Genomic DNA, 18498 nt, shown 5'->3' with positions numbered 1-18498 from the left:
ATCGTTGGCGGGAGCCGGCGAATTTTGGAGTGACTATTACTATGCAACACAACGTCAAGAAGTGGATGTGGCTGCTGTTGGCAGCCCCGGCAATGGCAATGGCTCAGGCCCCGGCGAGCGCTCCGCTGGACGCTGACAAGAAAGCGGCCATCAAGCAACTGCTCGACGCGATTGACTCGAACAAGCTCGTGACGGCCATCGGTGAAGGCGCACAGCAGCAAGCCAAGCAACTGGCTCCGCAAGTGCTGGAACGCCAACTGGTCGAGAACAAGACGTTGAGCGATGCCCAGAAGCAAGCCATCGTGCCGACCCTGCAACAAAATTCGGTGCAGAAGCTGGTCGACGGCGCGGGCAAGGTCTTCACTTCGGATGCGTTCAAGAACGACGCCGTGCAAGCCCAGTACGCCGCCTACGGCAAGTACTACACGACCGAAGAAATCAAGGGTCTGACGGACTTCTACAAGAGCCCGGTTGGCCAGAAGTACATCAAGGTGCAGGATCAGGTCGGCCAGGAAGTGGTTGGCGGTCTGATGCAGAAGTACATGCCGCAATCGATCCAGGCAACCAGCTCGCAAGCTGACCAGGAAATTGCTGCGGCGTCGAAGTCGGCACCGAAGGCTCCGGCCAAGAAGTAAATTCCGGCCGGTCCCTCAGGGATTGACCGATAATGGCCGTTTGCGAGTGATCGCAAACGGCCATTTTGCATTGCATGGGCAAATCGGCATGACATGCTCGGAAATCGCTGAAAGTCGGCGTTTTGCCGGGGAATCTGCCCGAGCACCCGCACGGGACGGGCAACTGGCGGTATAGTTGGCCCTTACCGCTGCTGCGCAAGCCTTTGACGCCAGATGTGAAACGCAAGCCGCCCGGGATTGAATCCGACGGCTTGCGTTTCACTTTTACCGCAGCAAAAGACTATGACGCGCCCTTTCAACTTTTCCGCCGGACCGGCGGCACTGCCCGCCGAGGTTCTCACGCAGGCAGCCGAAGAGATGCTCGACTGGCATGGTGCCGGGATGGGCGTGATGGAAATGAGCCATCGCGGCCGGGAGTTCATGAGCATTCTGGCGCAGGCGCAAGCCGATCTGCGCGAACTGCTCGCGGTTCCCGACAACTACCGCATCCTGTTCATGCAGGGTGGTGCGCTCGCGGAAAACGCCATCGTGCCGATGAACCTGCTCGGCGGCGAACGCGCGGGCGAGCGTCGCACGGCCGATTACGTGGTCACCGGCTCGTGGTCGGTGAAGTCGCAGAAGGAAGCGCGCAAGTATTGCGACGTCAATATCGCAACCACCACCGAGGCTGATAAGTTCACGCGACTGCCGCAGGTGTCGGAATGGCAACTGTCGAAGGACCCGGCGTACGTGCACATCTGCACGAACGAGACGATTCACGGCGTCGAATACTTTTGGACGCCCGATTTGGCCGCCGCCGGCTTGCCGGCTGACACGCCGCTTGTGGCCGATGTTTCGTCGCACGTCCTGTCGCGTCCGATGGACGTCTCGAAGTTCGGCGTGTTGTACGGCGGTGCGCAAAAGAATATCGGCCCGTCGGGCCTGACGCTCGTGATCGTTCGCGACGACCTGCTGGGCCGCTCGCTGCCGTTCACGCCGAGCGCCTTCGACTGGAAGACGGTCGCCGAGAACGATTCGATGTTCAATACGCCGCCGACCTACGCGATCTACATTGCCGGACTGGTGTTCCAGTGGCTCAAGCGCCAGGGCGGTCTCGTCGCGATGGAAGCGCAGAACAAGGCCAAGGCCGAGCTGCTCTACGGTTATCTCGATAGCAGCGAGTTCTATCGCACGGCGGTCGAGGCGGACTGCCGCTCGCGCATGAATGTTCCGTTCTTCCTGCACGACGACGCACTCAACGAAGCTTTCCTGACTGGCGCTCGCGAGCGCGGTCTGCTGCAACTCAAGGGCCACAAGTCCGTGGGAGGCATGCGCGCCTCGATCTACAACGCGATGCCGCTGGCCGGCGTCCAGGCGCTGGTCGACTATCTGCGCGAATTCGAGCGCAGCCACGGCTGACGAGGGCAAATGACCGGCGTGAAGGCGTTCTCCCGAAATTACGGCAAGAACGCCGCGCCGCAAGCTGCCTGACTATGTCCCATCGCAAAAAGACAACACGCTCCATGGATGATGATCTGAACGCATCGCTTCGCCCTCTGCGCGAGAAAATCGATGCCATCGACGAGCAACTGCTCAAGCTGCTCAATCAACGCGCTGCCGTCGCCCTCGAAGTGGGCGAGGTGAAGAAGCGCTTTGGCGCGCCGGTGTTCCGGCCCGAGCGCGAATTGCAGGTGATTTCGCGACTGCAACAAGCCAACGATGGCCCGCTGTATGGCGACAATCTCGCGTCGATCTGGCGCGAGATCATGTCGGCGAGCCGCGCGCTCGAAAAGGTGATGACCGTGGCCTATCTCGGCCCGGCTGGCACCTACAGCGAGCAAGCCGCGTTCACCTATTTCGGGCAGAGCGTCAAAGGCCTGCCGTGCCCGTCGCTCGACGAAGTGTTTCGGGCGGTGGAAGCCGGCAGCGCCGATTTCGGTGTCGTGCCGGTCGAGAATTCGACGGAAGGCGTGGTGTCGCGCACGCTCGATCTGCTGCTGCAAAGCCCGCTGACGATCGGCGGTGAAGTGGCTTTGCCGATCCATCACAATCTGATGTCGCAATCCGGCGCGCTCGACGGCGTGACCCGTATCTGTTCGCATGCCCAGTCGCTGGCGCAATGCCAGCACTGGCTGACGGCGCATTTCCCGACGCTGGAGCGTCAGGCCGTGTCTAGCAACGCCGAAGCGGCGCGCATGGCGGCGGCCGATCCGGCCATTGCCGCGATTGCCGGTGATTCGGCGGCAACGCAATACGGCTTGCAGATCGCGTTTTCGCACGTTCAGGACGATCCGCACAACCGCACGCGCTTTGTCGTGATCGGCACGCAGGATCCGTCGCCGAGCGGTCACGACCAGACGTCGCTGATTCTGTCGGTGCCCAATCGCGCCGGTGCCGTGGTCGCCCTGCTCGAACCGTTGGCCAATAACGGCGTGTCGATGACGCGCTTCGAGTCGCGTCCGGCCAAGAGCGGTGCATGGGAGTACTACTTCTACGTCGACTTCGAAGGGCACCGCGACGATGTGAACGTCGCCAAGGCGCTCGATTCGCTGCGGCAGAACGCGGCGTACTGCAAGGTGCTCGGGTCCTACCCGCGCTCGGCCTGACGCGTGGCAGGCGATCGATCCATGAGTCTGAATAAACTCGTTATCTGCGGTGTCGGCCTGATCGGCGGCTCGCTGGCGCGTGCGCTGAAGGCCGCAGGGGCCGTGCAGGAGGTGGTCGGTGTCGGGCGTAGCGAGGCATCATTGGCGCGCGCCTGCGAACTCGGCGTGATCGACCGTGCCGCCACCTCGATGGCGGATGCGTTGGCCGGTGCCGATGTTGTGGTGCTCGCCGCGCCCGTTGCGCAGACCCCGGCATTGCTCGCCGCAATGCGTGATCATCTGCACGGCGACACGATCGTGACGGATGCGGGCAGCACCAAGAGCGATGCGGTTGCCGCTGCACGCGCTTCGCTGGGGGAGGCTGTCTGGCGCTTCGTGCCGGGGCATCCGATTGCCGGTGCGGAGTTATCCGGTGTCGATGCCGCGAAGGTTGATCTGTATCGCGACCGGCGCGTCGTCTTGTGTCCGCAGCCCGATAACCGTGGCGAAGACGTGGCGCGTGTGCGCGCCATGTGGGAGGCCACGGGGGCGCGTGTTTCAGAGATGACCGAAACGCAGCACGACCGCGTGTTCGCGTCGGTCAGTCATCTGCCGCATGTGCTGTCCTATGCGCTGATTGCGCAGATTCTCGAGGCCCCCGATGCGGCGCTGAAGTTCGGCTTTGCGGGTGGTGGGTTTCGCGATTTCACACGCATTGCCGCATCGAATCCGGAAATGTGGCGCGACATCTGCGTCGCCAACCGCGAAGCATTGCTTGCCGAACTCGATGGCTATCTGGCAACGCTGGGCACGCTGCGCGAACTGATTGATACCGGTGACGGTGCCGGTCTCGAGGCCGTGTTCACGCGTACGAGCCAAGCGCGCACCGACTGGGCCAAGCAACAGGAAAAGTAATGGAAACGCTCGATCTCGGCCCGTACGGGCACGCCGAAGGCACGCTGCGCCTGCCCGGCTCGAAAAGCATCTCAAACCGGGTACTGCTGCTCGCCGCGCTCTCGCGCGGCACGACGCGCGTACGCGATTTGCTTGAATCCGACGACACCCGCGTGATGCTCGACGCGCTTGCTGCGCTCGGCGTTCCTTGCACGCAAGTGGGCGATACACGTGACTTCATCGTGGAAGGCTGCGGGGGTGTGTTTCCCGTCAAGTCTGCCAAGCTCTTCATGGGCAACGCCGGAACGGCAATTCGCCCGTTGACGGCCGCGCTTGCGCTCAGTCACGGCGACTACGACGTGTCGGGTGTGGCGCGCATGCACGAGCGTCCGATCGGCGATCTGGTGAACGGGTTGCGACAGCTCGGCGCGCAAATTGATTACCTCGGGAACGACGGTTATCCGCCGTTGCACATCAAGCCTGCCGACGTTATCGCACCTGCCACGCCGATTCGCGTGCGAGGCGATGTGTCGAGCCAATTCCTCACGGCGCTTCTGCTCACGCTGCCGCTGCTGCCGTCGGCGACTGGCGAGATTGTGGTGGAAGTCGAGGGTGAGCTGATTTCCAAGCCCTACATTGACATCACCTTGCGCTTGCTGCGCCGGTTCGGCATCGACGTGCAGCAGGATGGTTGGGAGCGCTTTACGCTGCCGGCGGCAGGGGCGGATGGTGCCAAGTATCGTAGCCCGGGTGAGATTCGTGTGGAAGGCGACGCCTCGTCGGCATCGTACTTTCTCGCCGCGGGTGCGATTGGCGGTGGCCCGCTCCGAGTCGAAGGCGTGGGACGCGACAGCATTCAGGGCGACGTGCGGTTTGTCGACGCGCTTGCTGCAATGGGTGCGCGCGTCACGTTGCACGATGACGCCATCGAAGTGCATGGCATCGATACGCCGAGCGGCAAGCTGCGTGCACTCGACATGGACTTCAATCACATTCCCGATGCGGCGATGACGATTGCCGTTGCGGCGTTGTTTGCCGAGGGCACGACGACCCTGCGCAACATCGCGAGCTGGCGGGTGAAGGAAACGGACCGCCTCGCAGCGATGGCGACCGAACTGCGCAAGGTAGGGGCGACGGTGGAAGAGGGCGCGGATTACCTGCGTGTGACCCCGCCCGCAGCGCTTACGCGGAATGCGTCCATCGATACCTACGACGATCACCGCATGGCAATGTGCTTCTCGTTGGTGACCCTCGGCGGCGTGCCGGTGACCATCAACGATCCGAAGTGCGTTGCGAAGACGTTCCCGACCTATTTCGACGAGTTTGCCCGCGTGGCATCGTGATCGTTGTGAAGGGATGGCGATGACGGACGGGGGATCAGCCCTGTCCCGTCATCGTTTGCCAGAGCAGCACACCGTTGAGCGCCACAATGGCCGCGGCAATGACCCAGGCGAGCGCCAGCAGCAGGCCGCGGACTCGCCATTGCCCCATCAGCTTGGCATCGCCGGCAAAGCGAACGAGCGGAACCACGGCAAACGGCAATTGCAGACTCAGTACCACCTGACTGAATATCAGCAGGTTGGTTGTCTGGGCTTCACCGCCATGGCCGACGATCAATAGTGCGGGAATCAAGGCCAACCCTCGTGTGATCAGCGCCCGTTGCCAGGGCTTCATGCGCAGGTTCAGGAAGCCTTCCATGGTGACCTGACCGGCAAGCGTTGCCGTCACCGTTGAATTGAGGCCGCAGGCGAGTAGCGCAACGGCGAACATCACGCCGGCCCATTGATTACCCAGCAACGGGGCGAGCATTTTGTGGGCGTCGCCAAGCGATTCCACGCCGGTGTTGCCGCTGGCGTGAAATACCGCCGCCGCGAGAATCAGCAACGCCGCGTTGATCAGAAACGCGAGGCCGAGCGAGAGCGTCGTGTCCCATTGTGTGGCGCGCAGCGCGCGCGTCATCGTGGCCGGCGTGCGTTCGGGCATGGCCTCGCCACGCATGCGCAGCAGGGCTGAATGCAGGTAAAGGTTGTGCGGCATGACCGTCGCACCGAGAATGCCGGTCGCGAGCCAGAGCATGCCCGCCTGCACGACGATTTCGCTGCGCGGGCGCATACCGGCAAGTGCGGCGCCCCAATCCGGATTGGCGAGGGCCAGTTGGGCGGCAAAGCAACCAGCAGTCAGCAGAATGAGCGCGGCGACGGCACCTTCCAGGCGGCGTTGTCCGAAACCTTGCAAACCGAGCATGGCAAAGGCGAGTGCCCCGGCGAGCAGCACACCGACCGGCAGCGACAGGCCGAAGAGTAGTTGCAGGGCCACGGCGCTCCCGATGATCTCGGCGAGGTCGCAGGCGATGATGGCGATCTCGCAAAGCGCCCATAACGCCAGCGAAGTGCGGCGGCTATACTGGCTACGTGAGAGTTGGGCAAGGTCGCGCCCGGTCACCAGACCGACGCGCGCGGCAAGCCACTGCAACAGCAAGGCCATCATGCTCGAGAGCAGCACGACGGACAGGAGCGTGTAGCCGTAACGGGCGCCCCCGGCGATGGCCGTGGCCCAGTTGCCCGGATCCATATAGCCAACGGCAATCAGCGTGCCCGCGCCGGCGAACCCCAGCCAGCGCTGCGGACGGCGCGGTGGTTCGTCGGGTGATGGGGCCCATTCGGGGCCGACTAAGGGATAATCGCGGCTTTGCATGGCAGTGACACCTTCCGGGACGCGAGTTGCGCCTACATCTAAATGATAATCATTATTATTTGGTTCGGAAGTTTTATTTTTCAATGCGTTGGATAGACAGAGACGAAGGGATGCACGAAGGGATGCCTGATTCGATGTTCGTGGACGATTCGGTTTCGGTAATTACGGTGGATGGCCCGACGGCGTCCGGCAAGGGAACGGTGGCGCACCGTGTTGCCGACGCGCTGGGCTTCCATTATCTGGACAGCGGCGCGCTTTACCGCCTGACGGCGCTCGCGAGCGCCCGCCACGGGATTGACCCGGACGACGCCAATGGGCTCACGGTGCTGGCCGAGACGCTCGACGTGCGGTTCAAGGAACAGCGCATCTGGCTGGCGGGTGAAGATGTGACCGACGCGATCCGGGCCGAAGCGATCGGTAACCGGGCGTCGAGTATTGCGGTGCACAAGTCGGTGCGTCAGGCGCTGGTGGCCTTGCAGCGGGGCTTCAAGACCGCGCCGGGACTCGTGGCGGACGGTCGCGACATGGGCACGGTGATCTTCCCCGAGGCGGAACTGAAGGTGTTTTTGACGGCATCGCCACAGGCCCGTGCCGAGAGGCGGTATAAGCAATTGATAGAAAAAGGTTTTTCTGCTAACATAGACAGTCTCATGCTGGATCTTGAGGCGCGTGATGCACGGGATAGAAACCGTGTCGAAGCGCCGCTACGGCCAGCTGAGGGTGCGCGGGTACTCGATACTTCCGGGCTCAACGTCGATCAGGCGGTGGCTCAGGTGCTCGAATGGTTCGCGCAAGTGCAGTACCCGCAAGGCGCCTGACCGAGTGTTTCATGCAGTCACTCAGTCCGGATTTGTCTAACCTTTAACCCAACCGTTGTGCGTTTTTGTCAGCCCCCCCTTCGGGATCTGAGACGCCAGCGGCGTAATCCACATTTATGTCCGACCTGCAAACCTCGACCAACGAATCTTTCGCGGCGCTTTTCGAAGAGTCGCTCTCCCGTCAAGACATGCGTGCTGGTGAAGTCATCAGCGCTGAAGTCGTTCGGGTTGACCACAACTTCGTGGTCGTCAACGCCGGGCTCAAGTCCGAAGCGTACATCCCCATCGAAGAATTCCTGAATGATCAGGGCGAGGTCGAAGTTCAGGCCGGCGACTTTGTTTCCGTGGCGATCGACGCCCTGGAAAACGGCTACGGCGACACCGTGCTGTCGCGCGACAAGGCCAAGCGTCTGGCTTCGTGGCTGCAACTGGAAAAGGCTCTCGAATCGGGCGACCTCGTGACCGGTACGATCACCGGCAAGGTCAAGGGCGGCCTGACTGTGATGGTCAACGGCATCCGTGCATTCCTGCCGGGTTCGCTGGTTGACACGCGTCCGGTCAAGGACACGACCCCGTACGAAGGCAAGACCCTCGAATTCAAGGTTATCAAGCTCGACCGCAAGCGCAACAACGTTGTGCTGTCGCGCCGTGCCGTGATCGAAGCCACCCAAGGTGAAGAGCGCGCCAAGCTGCTCGAAACCCTGAAGGAAGGCGCGATCGTCAAGGGCGTGGTCAAGAACATCACCGACTACGGCGCATTCGTGGACCTCGGCGGTATCGACGGCCTGCTGCACATCACCGACATCGCATGGCGTCGCGTGCGTCACCCGAGCGAAGTTCTGTCGGTTGGCCAAGAAGTCACCGCCAAGATCCTCAAGTTCGATCAAGAGAAGGGCCGTGTCTCGCTGGGCGTCAAGCAACTCGGCGAAGATCCGTGGGAAGGCATTGCTCGCCGTTACCCGCAAGGCACCCGCCTGTTCGGTAAGGTCACCAACATCACCGACTACGGCGCATTCGTCGAAGTGGAATCGGGCATCGAAGGCCTGGTTCACGTGTCGGAAATGGACTGGACCAACAAGAACGTTGCGCCGACCAAGGTTGTCCAACTGGGCGACGAAGTCGAAGTCATGGTTCTCGAGATCGACGAAGACCGTCGTCGTATCAGCCTCGGCATGAAGCAATGCAAGCCGAACCCGTGGGATGATTTCTCGCGCAACTTCAAGAAGGGCGACAAGATCAAGGGCGGCATCAAGTCGATCACCGACTTTGGCGTGTTCATTGGTCTGCCTGGCGGCATCGACGGCCTGGTCCACCTTTCGGACCTGTCGTGGAGCGAAACCGGCGAAGACGCCGTCCGCAAGTACAAGAAGGGCGACGAAGTCGAAGCCGTGGTTCTCGGTATCGACGTCGAGAAGGAACGCATCTCGCTGGGTATCAAGCAGCTCGAAGGCGATCCGTTCAACACGTTCGTTGCTATCAACGACAAGGGCTCGATCGTCAACGGTACGGTCAAGTCGGTTGACCCGAAGGGTGCTGTCGTGTCGCTGGGTGAGGACGTCGAAGGCTACCTGCGTGCTTCGGAAATCTCGCAAGATCGCGTGGAAGATGCCCGCAACGTGCTCAAGGATGGTGACGCCGTCAACGTGATGATCGTCAACATCGACCGCAAGTCGCGCAACATCAACCTGTCGATCAAGGCCAAGGATTCGGCTGAGCAACAGGAAGCGATGAGCAAGTTGTCGTCGGACAGCTCGGCAGCGAGCGGCACCACCAACCTCGGTGCGCTGCTCAAGGCCAAGCTGGACAGCCAGAATCAGTAAGGTCCAAGGCCTATGACCAAGTCTGAATTGGTCAACCAGTTGGCGGCGCGGTTTCCCCAGTTGGTGCTCAAGGATGCCGATTTCGCGGTGAAGACGATTCTCGACGCGATGGCTGACGCGCTTGCGCGCGGCCACCGTATCGAGATCCGCGGATTTGGTAGTTTTGGGCTCAACCGTCGGCCACCGCGCGTCGGCCGCAACCCCAAGTCGGGTGAGAAAGTGATGGTGCCGGAGAAATTCGTGCCTCACTTCAAGCCCGGCAAGGAGCTGCGAGAGCGGGTTGATCACAAGGCGTCGGACCAATAAGGCCCTTTGGGATCTACTACGCAAAAAAAGCGCCTCAGGGCGCTTTTTTGTTTCCGGGAGCGTAGATGCACACAATTCCCGGAAATGTGAAGCGCGTTGCATGAACGCCGCCTCCCAGGGCACATCCGGTACAATACGCGCACGTGCCGGCCCGCGCGTGGGCAGTGTCAATGTGCCACGCGGGCCGAACAAGTCGCAAAACATACGGCAATCCTGCCGCAGGAGCCTTTCGGCATGAAGCTGATTGTTTGGATCGTTCGTCTCATCGTCTTCGTGGTGTTGCTGTGTCTCGCACTCGCCAACACGGGCGAGGTCACGTTGAACCTGTTCCTGGGCCATACGTGGACGGCACCGCTCATCATGATCGGCCTGGCGTTCTTCGTGGTCGGTGGCGTCATCGGCGTGCTGGCAACGTTGCCGAGCCTGATGCGTCAGCGACTTGAGCTGCGTCGCACCCGCCGGGATCTGGCGCGGGCGCAGCGCGACCCCGAGGCGAGCGACCAGCCGCCGATGCTGCCGCCGGTCTGAACCGGCAGGCGCGCAAGCTGGCGACCTTCGCCATCCTCATCGACTGTTTCAAAGACAACACGCATCCATGGAATTCGAGGTCTGGTGGCTACTGGCCATCCCGGTGATTTTCGGCTGCGGCTGGGTCGCTGCGCGGCTGGATTTGCGCAGCCTGCTCTCCGAGAGCCGCAACCTGCCGGCGTCCTATTTTCGCGGGCTGAACTTCCTGCTCAACGAGCAGCCGGACAAGGCGATCGATGCCTTCATCGAAGTCGCCAAGCTCGACCCCGAGACAACCGAACTGCACTTCGCACTCGGCAGCCTGTTTCGCCGCCGTGGCGAGACCGAGCGCGCCATTCGCGTGCATCAGAACCTGCTTTCGCGCGATGATCTGCCGAAAACCGATCAGGAGCACGCGCTCTATGAACTCGGTCATGACTTCCTGAAAGCAGGGTTGCTCGATCGCGCCGAAGAAGCCTTCGGCCGACTGCAAACGGGCAACTACGCCAAGGCGGCGCAGCACGCCAAGCTCACGATCTATCAGATCGAAAAAGAGTGGCGTAAGGCGCTCACCGAAGCCGAGACGCTCAGCGATCTCGACCCGGCCGTGTCGTACCGCAAGGAAATCGCACAGTTTCATTGCGAACTGGCGCAGGAAGCGCTGCAACGCAAGGACGCCGAAGCCGTCGCGCGCGAGCTGGATGCGGCGCTCGACGTCAACCCGGCCAACGTGCGTGCGCCGCTCTTGCGTGGCGATATGCTGCTGGCAGCAGGCGACGCCGAAGGTGCGCTGCGCGTGTTGCGCACGATCGAAGAGCAGAACCCCGTTTATCTGGGGCTGGCTGCCAAGCGGTTGATGCGTGCCTATGAAGCATTGGGGCGTGCGCCGGAAGGGCTGGCCTTGTTACACGACGCGCTGATGCGAAATCCGTCTGACGATTTGCTTGAGATCGTCTATGAAAAGACGTTGTCGCTGAATGGTCCCGAGGCCGCGCTGAAGGCAATGCGCGAGCAGATGCAGCGGGCGCCGAGCGCGCCGGGAATGGCGCGTTTGCTCGAAGCGCACGCCGCGACGGCCCATGGCGACACGCAGACCGATCTGCAATTGATGGGCAAACTCATCACGCAACGCACGAAGTCGCTGCCGCGCTATGTCTGCGACCAGTGCGGCTTCCGTGCCCGACTCTTTTACTGGCAGTGCCCCGGCTGTAATGGCTGGGAGACTTATACGCCGCGACGTGCCGACGTGCCGGCGGCCTCCTAATTTTTTAAAGTTCGCGCAATCATGAAAGTCACCATCATCGGCTCCGGTTACGTCGGCCTCGTTACGGGCGCGTGTCTGGCAGACGTCGGCAACGACGTGTTCTGCCTTGACGTCGATCCGCGCAAGATCGAGATTCTGAACAACGGCGGCGTGCCGATTCACGAGCCGGGTCTCCAGGAGATCATCGCGCGCAATCGTGAAGCGGGCCGCCTGCATTTTTCGACGGATATCGAAGCGTCGGTCGCGCACGGCGACGTGCAGTTCATCGCCGTGGGTACCCCGCCCGACGAAGACGGTTCCGCCGACCTGCAATACGTGGTCGCGGCCGCCCGCAACATCGGCCGTTACGCCAAAGACTTCAAGGTCATCGTCGACAAATCGACGGTGCCGGTCGGCACGGCAGACAAGGTGCGTGCCGCCGTGAGCGACGAGCTTGCCAAGCGCGGTGAAGCCGTGTCGTTCTCGGTGGTGTCGAACCCCGAGTTTCTGAAGGAAGGCGCGGCCGTGGACGACTTCATGCGCCCCGACCGCATCGTGATCGGCGTGGATGACGATGCCGACGGCCAGCAGGCGCGCGCCATGATGAAGCGTCTGTACTCGCCGTTCAACCGCAACCACGAGCGCACGCTGTATATGGATGTTCGCTCGGCAGAGTTCACGAAATACGCGGCCAACGCGATGCTCGCGACGCGTATCTCGTTCATGAACGAGCTGGCCAATCTGGCCGACCGCGTGGGCGCCGACATCGAAAACGTACGTCAGGGCATCGGCTCGGATCCCCGCATTGGCTATCACTTCCTTTACGCCGGCTGCGGCTACGGCGGCTCGTGCTTCCCGAAGGATGTGCAGGCACTCGTGCGCACGGCCGACGACTATGGCCTGCCGCTGCGAATTCTCGATGCGGTGGAAGCCGTCAACGAGACGCAGAAGACCGTACTGATCGGCAAGATCGTGAAGCGTCTGGGTGAAGACCTTTCGGACAAGACGTTCGCGCTCTGGGGCCTCGCCTTCAAGCCGAACACCGACGACATGCGCGAGGCTCCGAGCCGTCGCGTGATTGCCGAGCTGGTCGCGCGTGGCGCGCGCGTGCGCGTGTACGACCCGGTGGCGCTGGAAGAAGCGCGCCGCGTGATTGCGCTCGACTTCGCGAACGATCCGACGGCCCACGCACGCATTGAGTTCTGCACCTCGCAGAACGATGCGCTCACCGGCGCCGATGCCCTCGTGATCGTCACCGAATGGAAGGCTTTCCGCAGCCCCGACTTCGCCCGTGTGAAGGCGTCGCTGTCGATGCCGCTGATTTTCGACGGTCGTAATCTTTACGATCCGGAAGCGATGCGCGAGCTGGGTGTGGAGTACCACGCCATCGGCCGCGGCTTGCACGTGCCGGCATAACATTCAAGGAACCAAGGAACGATTGATGACTTTCACGGTAACTTCTATCTCCGGTACGGTGCCGGTGCCTGATGTGCCCCGCCTGCCTCGTGAAGCGTTCGCGAGCGCTCGCGTGCTGATCGTTGGCGACGTGATGCTTGACCGCTATTGGTTCGGTGACGTGAATCGTATTTCTCCTGAGGCGCCGGTGCCGGTCGTTCACGTCAAGCGTAATGAGGAGCGCCTGGGTGGCGCGGCCAACGTCGCGCTCAATGCCGCGTCGCTGGGCGCGCAAGCCGGGTTGTTGTGCGTGCTGGGGCAGGATGAACCGGGCAACCGAGTTGCAGATCTGCTCGAAGCGAGCGGTGTGACGACGTATCTCACACGTGATGCGGACCTGGCGACGACGATCAAGCTGCGCATCGTCTCGCGCCAGCAGCAACTCTTACGCATTGATTTCGAGAACATGCCGGCACGCGAAGTGTTGCTGGTCGTGCTTGATCAATACCGTCAACTGGTGAACGACTATGACGTTGTGCTGCTGTCGGACTACGCCAAGGGCGGGCTGACACATGTGCAACCGATGATTGAGGCGGCACGTGCGGCGGGCAAGGCAGTCCTTGTCGACCCGAAAGGCAGCGATTACGAGCGCTATCGCGGGGCGACGATCCTCACGCCGAACCGCTCGGAATTGCAGCAAGTCGTGGGCGAATGGCGCTCTGAAGACGATTTGACACAGCGCGCGCAGAATCTGCGCGAGTCGCTGGCCCTCGATGCCCTGTTGCTCACGCGCTCGGAAGAAGGGATGACTCTCTTCACCAAGGGCGGGGCGTTGAACGTGCCGGCGCAGGCACGCGAAGTGTATGATGTCTCGGGCGCTGGCGACACCGTGATCGCAACGCTCGCGGCGTCACTTTCTGCTGGCTTGTCGCTGCCGCAGGCAGTGGTGCTAGCCAACCGTGCCGGCAGTATCGTCGTTGGCAAGCTGGGCACGGCGAGCGTGGACTACACCGAACTTTTCCCGAACTGACATGACCATCATCGTGACCGGCGCCGCAGGTTTCATCGGCGCCAACATCGTCAAAGCCCTCAATGAACGTGGTGAAACCGACATTGTGGCGGTCGACAACCTCACTCGCGCTGACAAGTTTCACAATCTGGTGGATTGCGAGATCAGCGACTACCTGGACAAGACCGATTTCGTCGCACGTTTCCAACGTCGCGAATTCGGTCGCGTGCGTGCGATTTTCCATGAAGGCGCCTGCTCCGACACCATGGAGACCGACGGCCGCTACATGATGGAGAACAACTTCCGCTACACGCGGGCGCTGTTCGATGCATCGCTGGCGCAGGCCGTGCCGTTTCTCTACGCCTCGTCGGCGGCAACCTATGGCGCGTCCGAGACCTTCGTCGAGACGCGCGAATACGAGAAGCCGCTGAACGTCTACGGCTACTCGAAGTTTCTGTTCGACCAGATTGTGCGCCGCGCCATGCGCGACGCCGGCGGCAAGCTGCCGAGTCAGGTGGCCGGTTTCCGTTACTTCAACGTGTACGGTGCACGTGAGGCGCACAAGGGCCGTATGGCATCGGTGGCCTTCCACAACTTCAACGAATACCGCGCCAATGGCCGCGTGAAACTCTTCGGCGAGTACAACGGCTACGCGGCGGGCACGCAAAGCCGCGACTTCGTATCGGTGGAAGACGTGGTCAAGGTGAACCTGCATTTCTTCGATCACCCTGAGCGCAGCGGCATCTTCAATCTGGGCACGGGCCGTGCGCAGCCGTTCAACGACATCGCCGTGGCGGTGATCAACACGTTGCGCGAAGAGACGGGCGAAGCACCGCTGGAGCTCGACGAACTGGTGCGTCAGGGACTGATCGAGTACATCGACTTCCCGGATGCGCTGCGTGGCAAATATCAGAGCTTTACGCAGGCGAATATCGACCATCTGCGTCAGGCGGGCGGCTATACGCAACCGTTCTATACGGTGGGCGAAGGCGTCTCGCGTTACGTGCGCTGGTTGCTGGCGCGATGAGCGGCGATACGAAGCGAATCGGCTGAACGACGGGGAACCCAGTGGGTTCCCCGTTTTGTTTTGCACGGCACCTGACGCCGGATGTCATCCGGAAGCGTTCGGGCGCGTTAACCTCGTTATACGTATCATTTTCCGGCGTGCACCCGAGTCAGGGAGCATTGGCCAGAGAGTGGACGGGTTCTGACTACGCAAGCGTGGAGAAGGGCGCGTAGGGCTGCCTGACCGGAACACCGGAACACGGGAACGGGCAGCAAAGGGAGGAGGTGGCCGGGAGGGCATCACGATCCGCTCGCCATCGCCGGTCTGGTTCGTCGGACCACGCCGTTTTTCCCAACGTCGCGCATGGCGCCGGACGTTGGACGCGGCAAGTCGCCGACTGTCTCAAAAAGGATTGCACCATGCTCCGCAAGCTCTTGCTGGCAGTTGTCACCTTTTTTGCCCTGTGCGGCCTGGCCATGGCCGCGGTCGACATCAACACCGCCGATCAGGCGACACTCGAATCTCTCAAAGGCATCGGCCCGGTCAAGTCCAAGGCCATCATCGACGAACGCAACGCGCACGGCCCTTACAAAGACGCCGCCGATGTCGCCAAGCGTGTCAAAGGACTCGGCGCCAAGTCGGTCTCGACGCTGCAAACCGAAGGTATGACGATCAACGGACAGGGCGGTGGTGCGGCCCCGGCGGCGGCGACCAAGCCGGCTGCTGCGCCCGCAACTCCTGCGGCTCAGGCACCTGCGCCTGCTGCGCCCACTGCGCCCGCCAAACCGGCGCCAGCCACCGCGCAGGCCCCCGCAGCCCCGGCCCCTGCCACGACCATGAAGCCTGCGCCGTCGACGACCATGCAACCGGCCCCCGGCACCGCGATGAAGTCCACGTCACCGGGACCGGCCATGACGGCGAACCCCGCCGCGACGGCTCCGGCAGCGGCAGCAACGGGTGCAGCCGCTGCCGCGACCGACACGACGGCCAAGACCAAGTCGTCGAAGTCGAAGAAAGCCAAAGATGCCGCCGCCGCACCGGCAGGGGCCTCTGCGGCGGGCGCTGCTGCACCGGCAGCCGATGCAACCCAGGCCACGAAGTCGAGCAAATCGAAGACGTCGAAGGCTTCAGCAGCAACCGCACCGTCGGCAGCGTCGGCACCGGGTGCTGCGACGGATGCGGCTCCGGCGAAGCCCGCCAAGTCGAAGAAGGCCAAGGCACCGGCAGCGGCAAGCGCACCCAAGGCGTAACGGCGTAACGGCGTAAAGGCGGAAAGCCGTAATGCCGTGATGCCGCGACCCCGCCCTTGTTCTGGCTAAGCCGTAAACAACGGCAGGACAGGAATACCGAAGGCCGTTCCGGAGCAATACCACGCCCGGATCGGCCTTCGTCTTTCTGCTTCGCATTGCGCGTTCGATTCCCGTAAGCCCTTACCCTGAGCGCGGACATGGCCGGTAGATTAGAATGTTTCGATTCCCGACCGAAAAAGCTTAGCGCAATGGCCTATAAGACTATCGAAGACACCATCGGCAATACGCCGTTGGTGCAACTGGTGCGTTTGCCCGACGACGAAATCCGCCGCCGCAACAACGTGATTCTCGGCAAGCTCGAAGGCAACAACCCGGCCGGCTCGGTGAAGGACCGTCCGGCACTCTCGATGATCAAGCGCGCCGAGCAGCGCGGGCGCATCAAACCGGGCGATACGCTGATCGAAGCGACCTCGGGCAATACGGGCATCGCGCTGGCTATGGCAGCCGCGATTCGTGGTTACAAGATGGTGCTGATCATGCCGGAAGATCTGTCGATCGAGCGTCGTCAGAGCATGGGCGCGTACGGTGCCGAGATCATCCTGACCCCTGTGAAGGGCGGCATGGAATACGCGCGCGACCTCGCCGAGCAGATGCAACGCGACGGCCGCGGCACCATCCTCGACCAGTTCGCCAACCCGGACAACCCGCTCGCGCACTACGAAAGCACCGGCCCCGAAATCTGGCGCGATACCGAAGGCCGTATCACGCACTTCGTGTCGGCCATGGGCACCACGGGCACGATCATGGGCGTGTCGCAATACCTGAAGGAACAGAACGACGCGGTGCAGATCATCGGTGCCGAGCCTGCGGAAGGTTCGCGTATTCCGGGCATTCGCAAGTGGCCGGAAGCGTATCTGCCGAAGATTTTCGATCGCGCTCGCGTGGATCGCACGATATCGGTGACGCAGGCGGAGTCCGAGATCATGGCGCGCCGTCTCGCCGCTGAAGAAGGCATTTTCTGCGGCATTTCGGCCGCAGGTGCCTGCCAGATTGCGCTGAACCTGGCGCACGAAGTTGAGAATGCGACCATCGTATTTGTGGTCTGCGATCGCGGCGACCGCTATCTGTCGACGGGGGTGTTCCCGGCGTAAATGCGTGATCGCGTGAGCGCACGCACGACAGCGTGAGAATGAAGAAACGGGACCTTGCGGTCCCGTTTTTATTGGTGCTTGAAGCTGCCGTACGACGCCACTATTTGGGCGTGTGTCCCATCACGGCGCGCGTGCCGCCTTGATCGCATCGGCGAGGTCGTACACCGACATCGCGTAGAAGAAGCTGCGGTTATAGCGCGTGAGCACGTAGAAGTTGTTCAGCCCCATGCGGTACTGCGTCGCCTGACCCGGCGTCGGCAGATCGACGATCAGCACCGGCGTGTCGAGCTTCGCGCCCACATCGAGGCGCGGCTCGTTCATCAGCATGCCCGCCTTGATGAAGTCGCTGAGTTTCCAATGCGGCTCAGGCTGCCCGTCGGCACCGGCTTCCGCCAGCCCCTGACTGCCCCGGTCGTTCGCGATATTCCACACGATCGGCTGACCCGATTGCCAACCGTGTTGCTTGAGGAAGTTGGCGACACTGCCGATGGCGTCGGCGACATCGGTGGTCAGGTTGATCTTGCCGTCGCCGGTGTAGTCCACCGCATAGTTGCGGATCGACGAGGGCATGAATTGCGGAATGCCGATGGCGCCCGCATACGAGCCGTAGATGCTGAACGGATCGACGGCGCGCTCGCGTGCGTACAGCAACAGGTTCTCGAGTTCGTTGCGGAAGAGCGCCATGCGCTCGGAACGATTGCGCGCGGGCGGGTAATCGAACGCGAGCGTGGTGAGCGCGTCGATGGTGCGGAAGTTGCCCATGTTGCGGCCGTAGATCGTCTCGACGCCGATGATGGCGACGATGATCTCTTCCGGCACACCGTACTGCTTCGCCGCGCGGGCGAGCGTGTCGGCGTTCTGATTCCAGAACCGCACGCCGCCGTTGATGCGCGTGTTATCGAGAAAACGCTTCTCGTAGTTGATCCAGTTCTTCTGTCCCGGCGTGGCGGGCGGGGCCGCGAGACGCGCGGCAGTCTGCGAGAACACCACACGCGAGAAAATCTTCTGCAATTCGGCGCGATTGAAACCGTCGCGCGCGACCACGTCGTTGATGAACGCGTCGACGTCAGGGTTGGCCGCGTAGCGTTGCGGCACCACTTCTTCCTCGAATTCCGTCGATTGCTGTGCGACCTGCTTGGGGCGCGATGTCTGCGCGTGCACGCTGGACGCGCCTAGCGTCGTGACGGCAAACACGCCGATGCACAG

17 protein-coding genes are annotated in these 18498 nt (G+C 62.3%); 15 read left to right on the top strand and 2 right to left on the bottom strand.

Annotated elements, in window-relative coordinates; translation table 11 throughout:
- Positions 1-41: 41 nt before the first annotated feature.
- The 5 genes from CDV44_RS14925 (at position 42) to aroA (ending at position 5436) form a co-directional block, all read left to right on the top strand.
- Positions 42-635 (top strand): DUF2059 domain-containing protein, encoded by a 594-nt coding sequence (locus CDV44_RS14925; protein WP_087688669.1) that lies wholly within the window; start codon positions 42-44, stop codon positions 633-635.
- Positions 636-917: 282 nt separating this feature from the next.
- The gene (gene serC / locus CDV44_RS14920; protein WP_087688668.1) at positions 918-2033 is read left to right on the top strand and encodes a 3-phosphoserine/phosphohydroxythreonine transaminase; all 1116 of its coding nucleotides are present in this window, start codon (positions 918-920) and stop codon (positions 2031-2033) included.
- Between the two features lie 104 nt (positions 2034-2137).
- Positions 2138-3220, top strand: a complete 1083-nt coding sequence (gene pheA / locus CDV44_RS14915; RefSeq protein WP_087688667.1) for a prephenate dehydratase — start codon at positions 2138-2140, stop codon at positions 3218-3220.
- A 21-nt stretch (positions 3221-3241) separates the two neighbouring features.
- Complete coding sequence (locus tag CDV44_RS14910) at positions 3242-4114, top strand: prephenate dehydrogenase/arogenate dehydrogenase family protein (protein WP_087688666.1); 873 nt, start codon at positions 3242-3244, stop codon at positions 4112-4114.
- A complete protein-coding gene (gene aroA, locus CDV44_RS14905) occupies positions 4114-5436 on the top strand; it encodes a 3-phosphoshikimate 1-carboxyvinyltransferase (RefSeq protein ID WP_087688665.1) in 1323 nt (440 codons plus the stop codon). Before CDV44_RS14910 ends, aroA begins: the two co-directional genes overlap by 1 nt.
- A gap of 34 nt (positions 5437-5470) precedes the next feature.
- Here aroA and CDV44_RS14900 read toward each other — a convergent pair whose 3' ends face one another.
- Entirely contained in the window at positions 5471-6787 is a 1317-nt protein-coding gene (locus CDV44_RS14900) for an Nramp family divalent metal transporter (RefSeq protein WP_087688664.1), read from the bottom strand.
- Positions 6788-6909: 122 nt separating this feature from the next.
- Here CDV44_RS14900 and cmk point away from each other — a divergent pair, with 122 nt between their 5' ends.
- The 10 genes from cmk (at position 6910) to cysM (ending at position 17292) form a co-directional block, all read left to right on the top strand.
- Positions 6910-7605 carry a (d)CMP kinase gene (cmk, locus tag CDV44_RS14895; protein WP_087688789.1) on the top strand — a complete coding sequence of 232 codons (696 nt, stop codon included), beginning with the start codon at positions 6910-6912 and terminating at the stop codon, positions 7603-7605.
- Between the two features lie 116 nt (positions 7606-7721).
- A complete protein-coding gene (gene rpsA / locus CDV44_RS14890; protein WP_058375474.1) occupies positions 7722-9425 on the top strand; it encodes a 30S ribosomal protein S1 in 1704 nt (567 codons plus the stop codon).
- A 12-nt stretch (positions 9426-9437) separates the two neighbouring features.
- Positions 9438-9731, top strand: a complete 294-nt coding sequence (locus CDV44_RS14885; RefSeq protein WP_017232087.1) for an integration host factor subunit beta — start codon at positions 9438-9440, stop codon at positions 9729-9731.
- A gap of 234 nt (positions 9732-9965) precedes the next feature.
- Entirely contained in the window at positions 9966-10259 is a 294-nt protein-coding gene (locus tag CDV44_RS14880) for a lipopolysaccharide assembly LapA domain-containing protein (RefSeq protein ID WP_042115054.1), read from the top strand.
- Between the two features lie 67 nt (positions 10260-10326).
- Positions 10327-11502 carry a lipopolysaccharide assembly protein LapB gene (gene lapB, locus CDV44_RS14875; RefSeq protein ID WP_087688663.1) on the top strand — a complete coding sequence of 392 codons (1176 nt, stop codon included), beginning with the start codon at positions 10327-10329 and terminating at the stop codon, positions 11500-11502.
- A 21-nt stretch (positions 11503-11523) separates the two neighbouring features.
- Positions 11524-12897, top strand: coding sequence for a UDP-glucose/GDP-mannose dehydrogenase family protein (locus tag CDV44_RS14870; protein ID WP_087688662.1), 1374 nt, complete (start codon positions 11524-11526; stop codon positions 12895-12897).
- 25 nt (positions 12898-12922) lie between these two features.
- Entirely contained in the window at positions 12923-13906 is a 984-nt protein-coding gene (gene rfaE1, locus CDV44_RS14865) for a D-glycero-beta-D-manno-heptose-7-phosphate kinase (protein ID WP_058375471.1), read from the top strand.
- Between the two features lies 1 nt (position 13907).
- Positions 13908-14912 (top strand): ADP-glyceromanno-heptose 6-epimerase, encoded by a 1005-nt coding sequence (gene rfaD, locus CDV44_RS14860; protein ID WP_087688661.1) that lies wholly within the window; start codon positions 13908-13910, stop codon positions 14910-14912.
- A 398-nt stretch (positions 14913-15310) separates the two neighbouring features.
- Positions 15311-16141 (top strand): helix-hairpin-helix domain-containing protein, encoded by an 831-nt coding sequence (locus CDV44_RS14855; protein WP_087688660.1) that lies wholly within the window; start codon positions 15311-15313, stop codon positions 16139-16141.
- A gap of 248 nt (positions 16142-16389) precedes the next feature.
- Positions 16390-17292 (top strand): cysteine synthase CysM, encoded by a 903-nt coding sequence (gene cysM, locus CDV44_RS14850; protein WP_058375468.1) that lies wholly within the window; start codon positions 16390-16392, stop codon positions 17290-17292.
- 120 nt (positions 17293-17412) lie between these two features.
- Here the strand turns inward: cysM and mltB are convergent, their stop codons facing one another.
- Complete coding sequence (gene mltB, locus CDV44_RS14845) at positions 17413-18486, bottom strand: lytic murein transglycosylase B (RefSeq protein ID WP_249277552.1); 1074 nt, start codon at positions 18484-18486, stop codon at positions 17413-17415.
- Positions 18487-18498: the final 12 nt, after the last annotated feature.

The organism is Pandoraea sp. PE-S2R-1 (assembly GCF_002179865.1).
Taxonomy (GTDB): Bacteria; Pseudomonadota; Gammaproteobacteria; order Burkholderiales; family Burkholderiaceae; genus Pandoraea.
The sequence above is the reverse complement of the archived record's forward strand: the minus strand, read 5'-3'. Positions and strand labels throughout refer to the sequence as shown.

Coding starts and splice junctions, on each gene's coding strand:
- rfaD (WP_087688661.1), top strand. CDS start 13,908: ATGACCATCATCGTGACCGGCGCCGCAGGTTTCATCGGCGCCAACATC.
- lapB (WP_087688663.1), top strand. CDS start 10,327: ATGGAATTCGAGGTCTGGTGGCTACTGGCCATCCCGGTGATTTTCGGC.
- serC (WP_087688668.1), top strand. CDS start 918: ATGACGCGCCCTTTCAACTTTTCCGCCGGACCGGCGGCACTGCCCGCC.
- rpsA (WP_058375474.1), top strand. CDS start 7,722: ATGTCCGACCTGCAAACCTCGACCAACGAATCTTTCGCGGCGCTTTTC.
- CDV44_RS14910 (WP_087688666.1), top strand. CDS start 3,242: ATGAGTCTGAATAAACTCGTTATCTGCGGTGTCGGCCTGATCGGCGGC.
- CDV44_RS14885 (WP_017232087.1), top strand. CDS start 9,438: ATGACCAAGTCTGAATTGGTCAACCAGTTGGCGGCGCGGTTTCCCCAG.
- cysM (WP_058375468.1), top strand. CDS start 16,390: ATGGCCTATAAGACTATCGAAGACACCATCGGCAATACGCCGTTGGTG.
- CDV44_RS14880 (WP_042115054.1), top strand. CDS start 9,966: ATGAAGCTGATTGTTTGGATCGTTCGTCTCATCGTCTTCGTGGTGTTG.
- pheA (WP_087688667.1), top strand. CDS start 2,138: ATGGATGATGATCTGAACGCATCGCTTCGCCCTCTGCGCGAGAAAATC.
- rfaE1 (WP_058375471.1), top strand. CDS start 12,923: ATGACTTTCACGGTAACTTCTATCTCCGGTACGGTGCCGGTGCCTGAT.
- CDV44_RS14925 (WP_087688669.1), top strand. CDS start 42: ATGCAACACAACGTCAAGAAGTGGATGTGGCTGCTGTTGGCAGCCCCG.
- aroA (WP_087688665.1), top strand. CDS start 4,114: ATGGAAACGCTCGATCTCGGCCCGTACGGGCACGCCGAAGGCACGCTG.
- CDV44_RS14855 (WP_087688660.1), top strand. CDS start 15,311: ATGCTCCGCAAGCTCTTGCTGGCAGTTGTCACCTTTTTTGCCCTGTGC.
- CDV44_RS14870 (WP_087688662.1), top strand. CDS start 11,524: ATGAAAGTCACCATCATCGGCTCCGGTTACGTCGGCCTCGTTACGGGC.
- CDV44_RS14900 (WP_087688664.1), bottom strand. CDS start 6,787: ATGCAAAGCCGCGATTATCCCTTAGTCGGCCCCGAATGGGCCCCATCA.
- cmk (WP_087688789.1), top strand. CDS start 6,910: ATGCCTGATTCGATGTTCGTGGACGATTCGGTTTCGGTAATTACGGTG.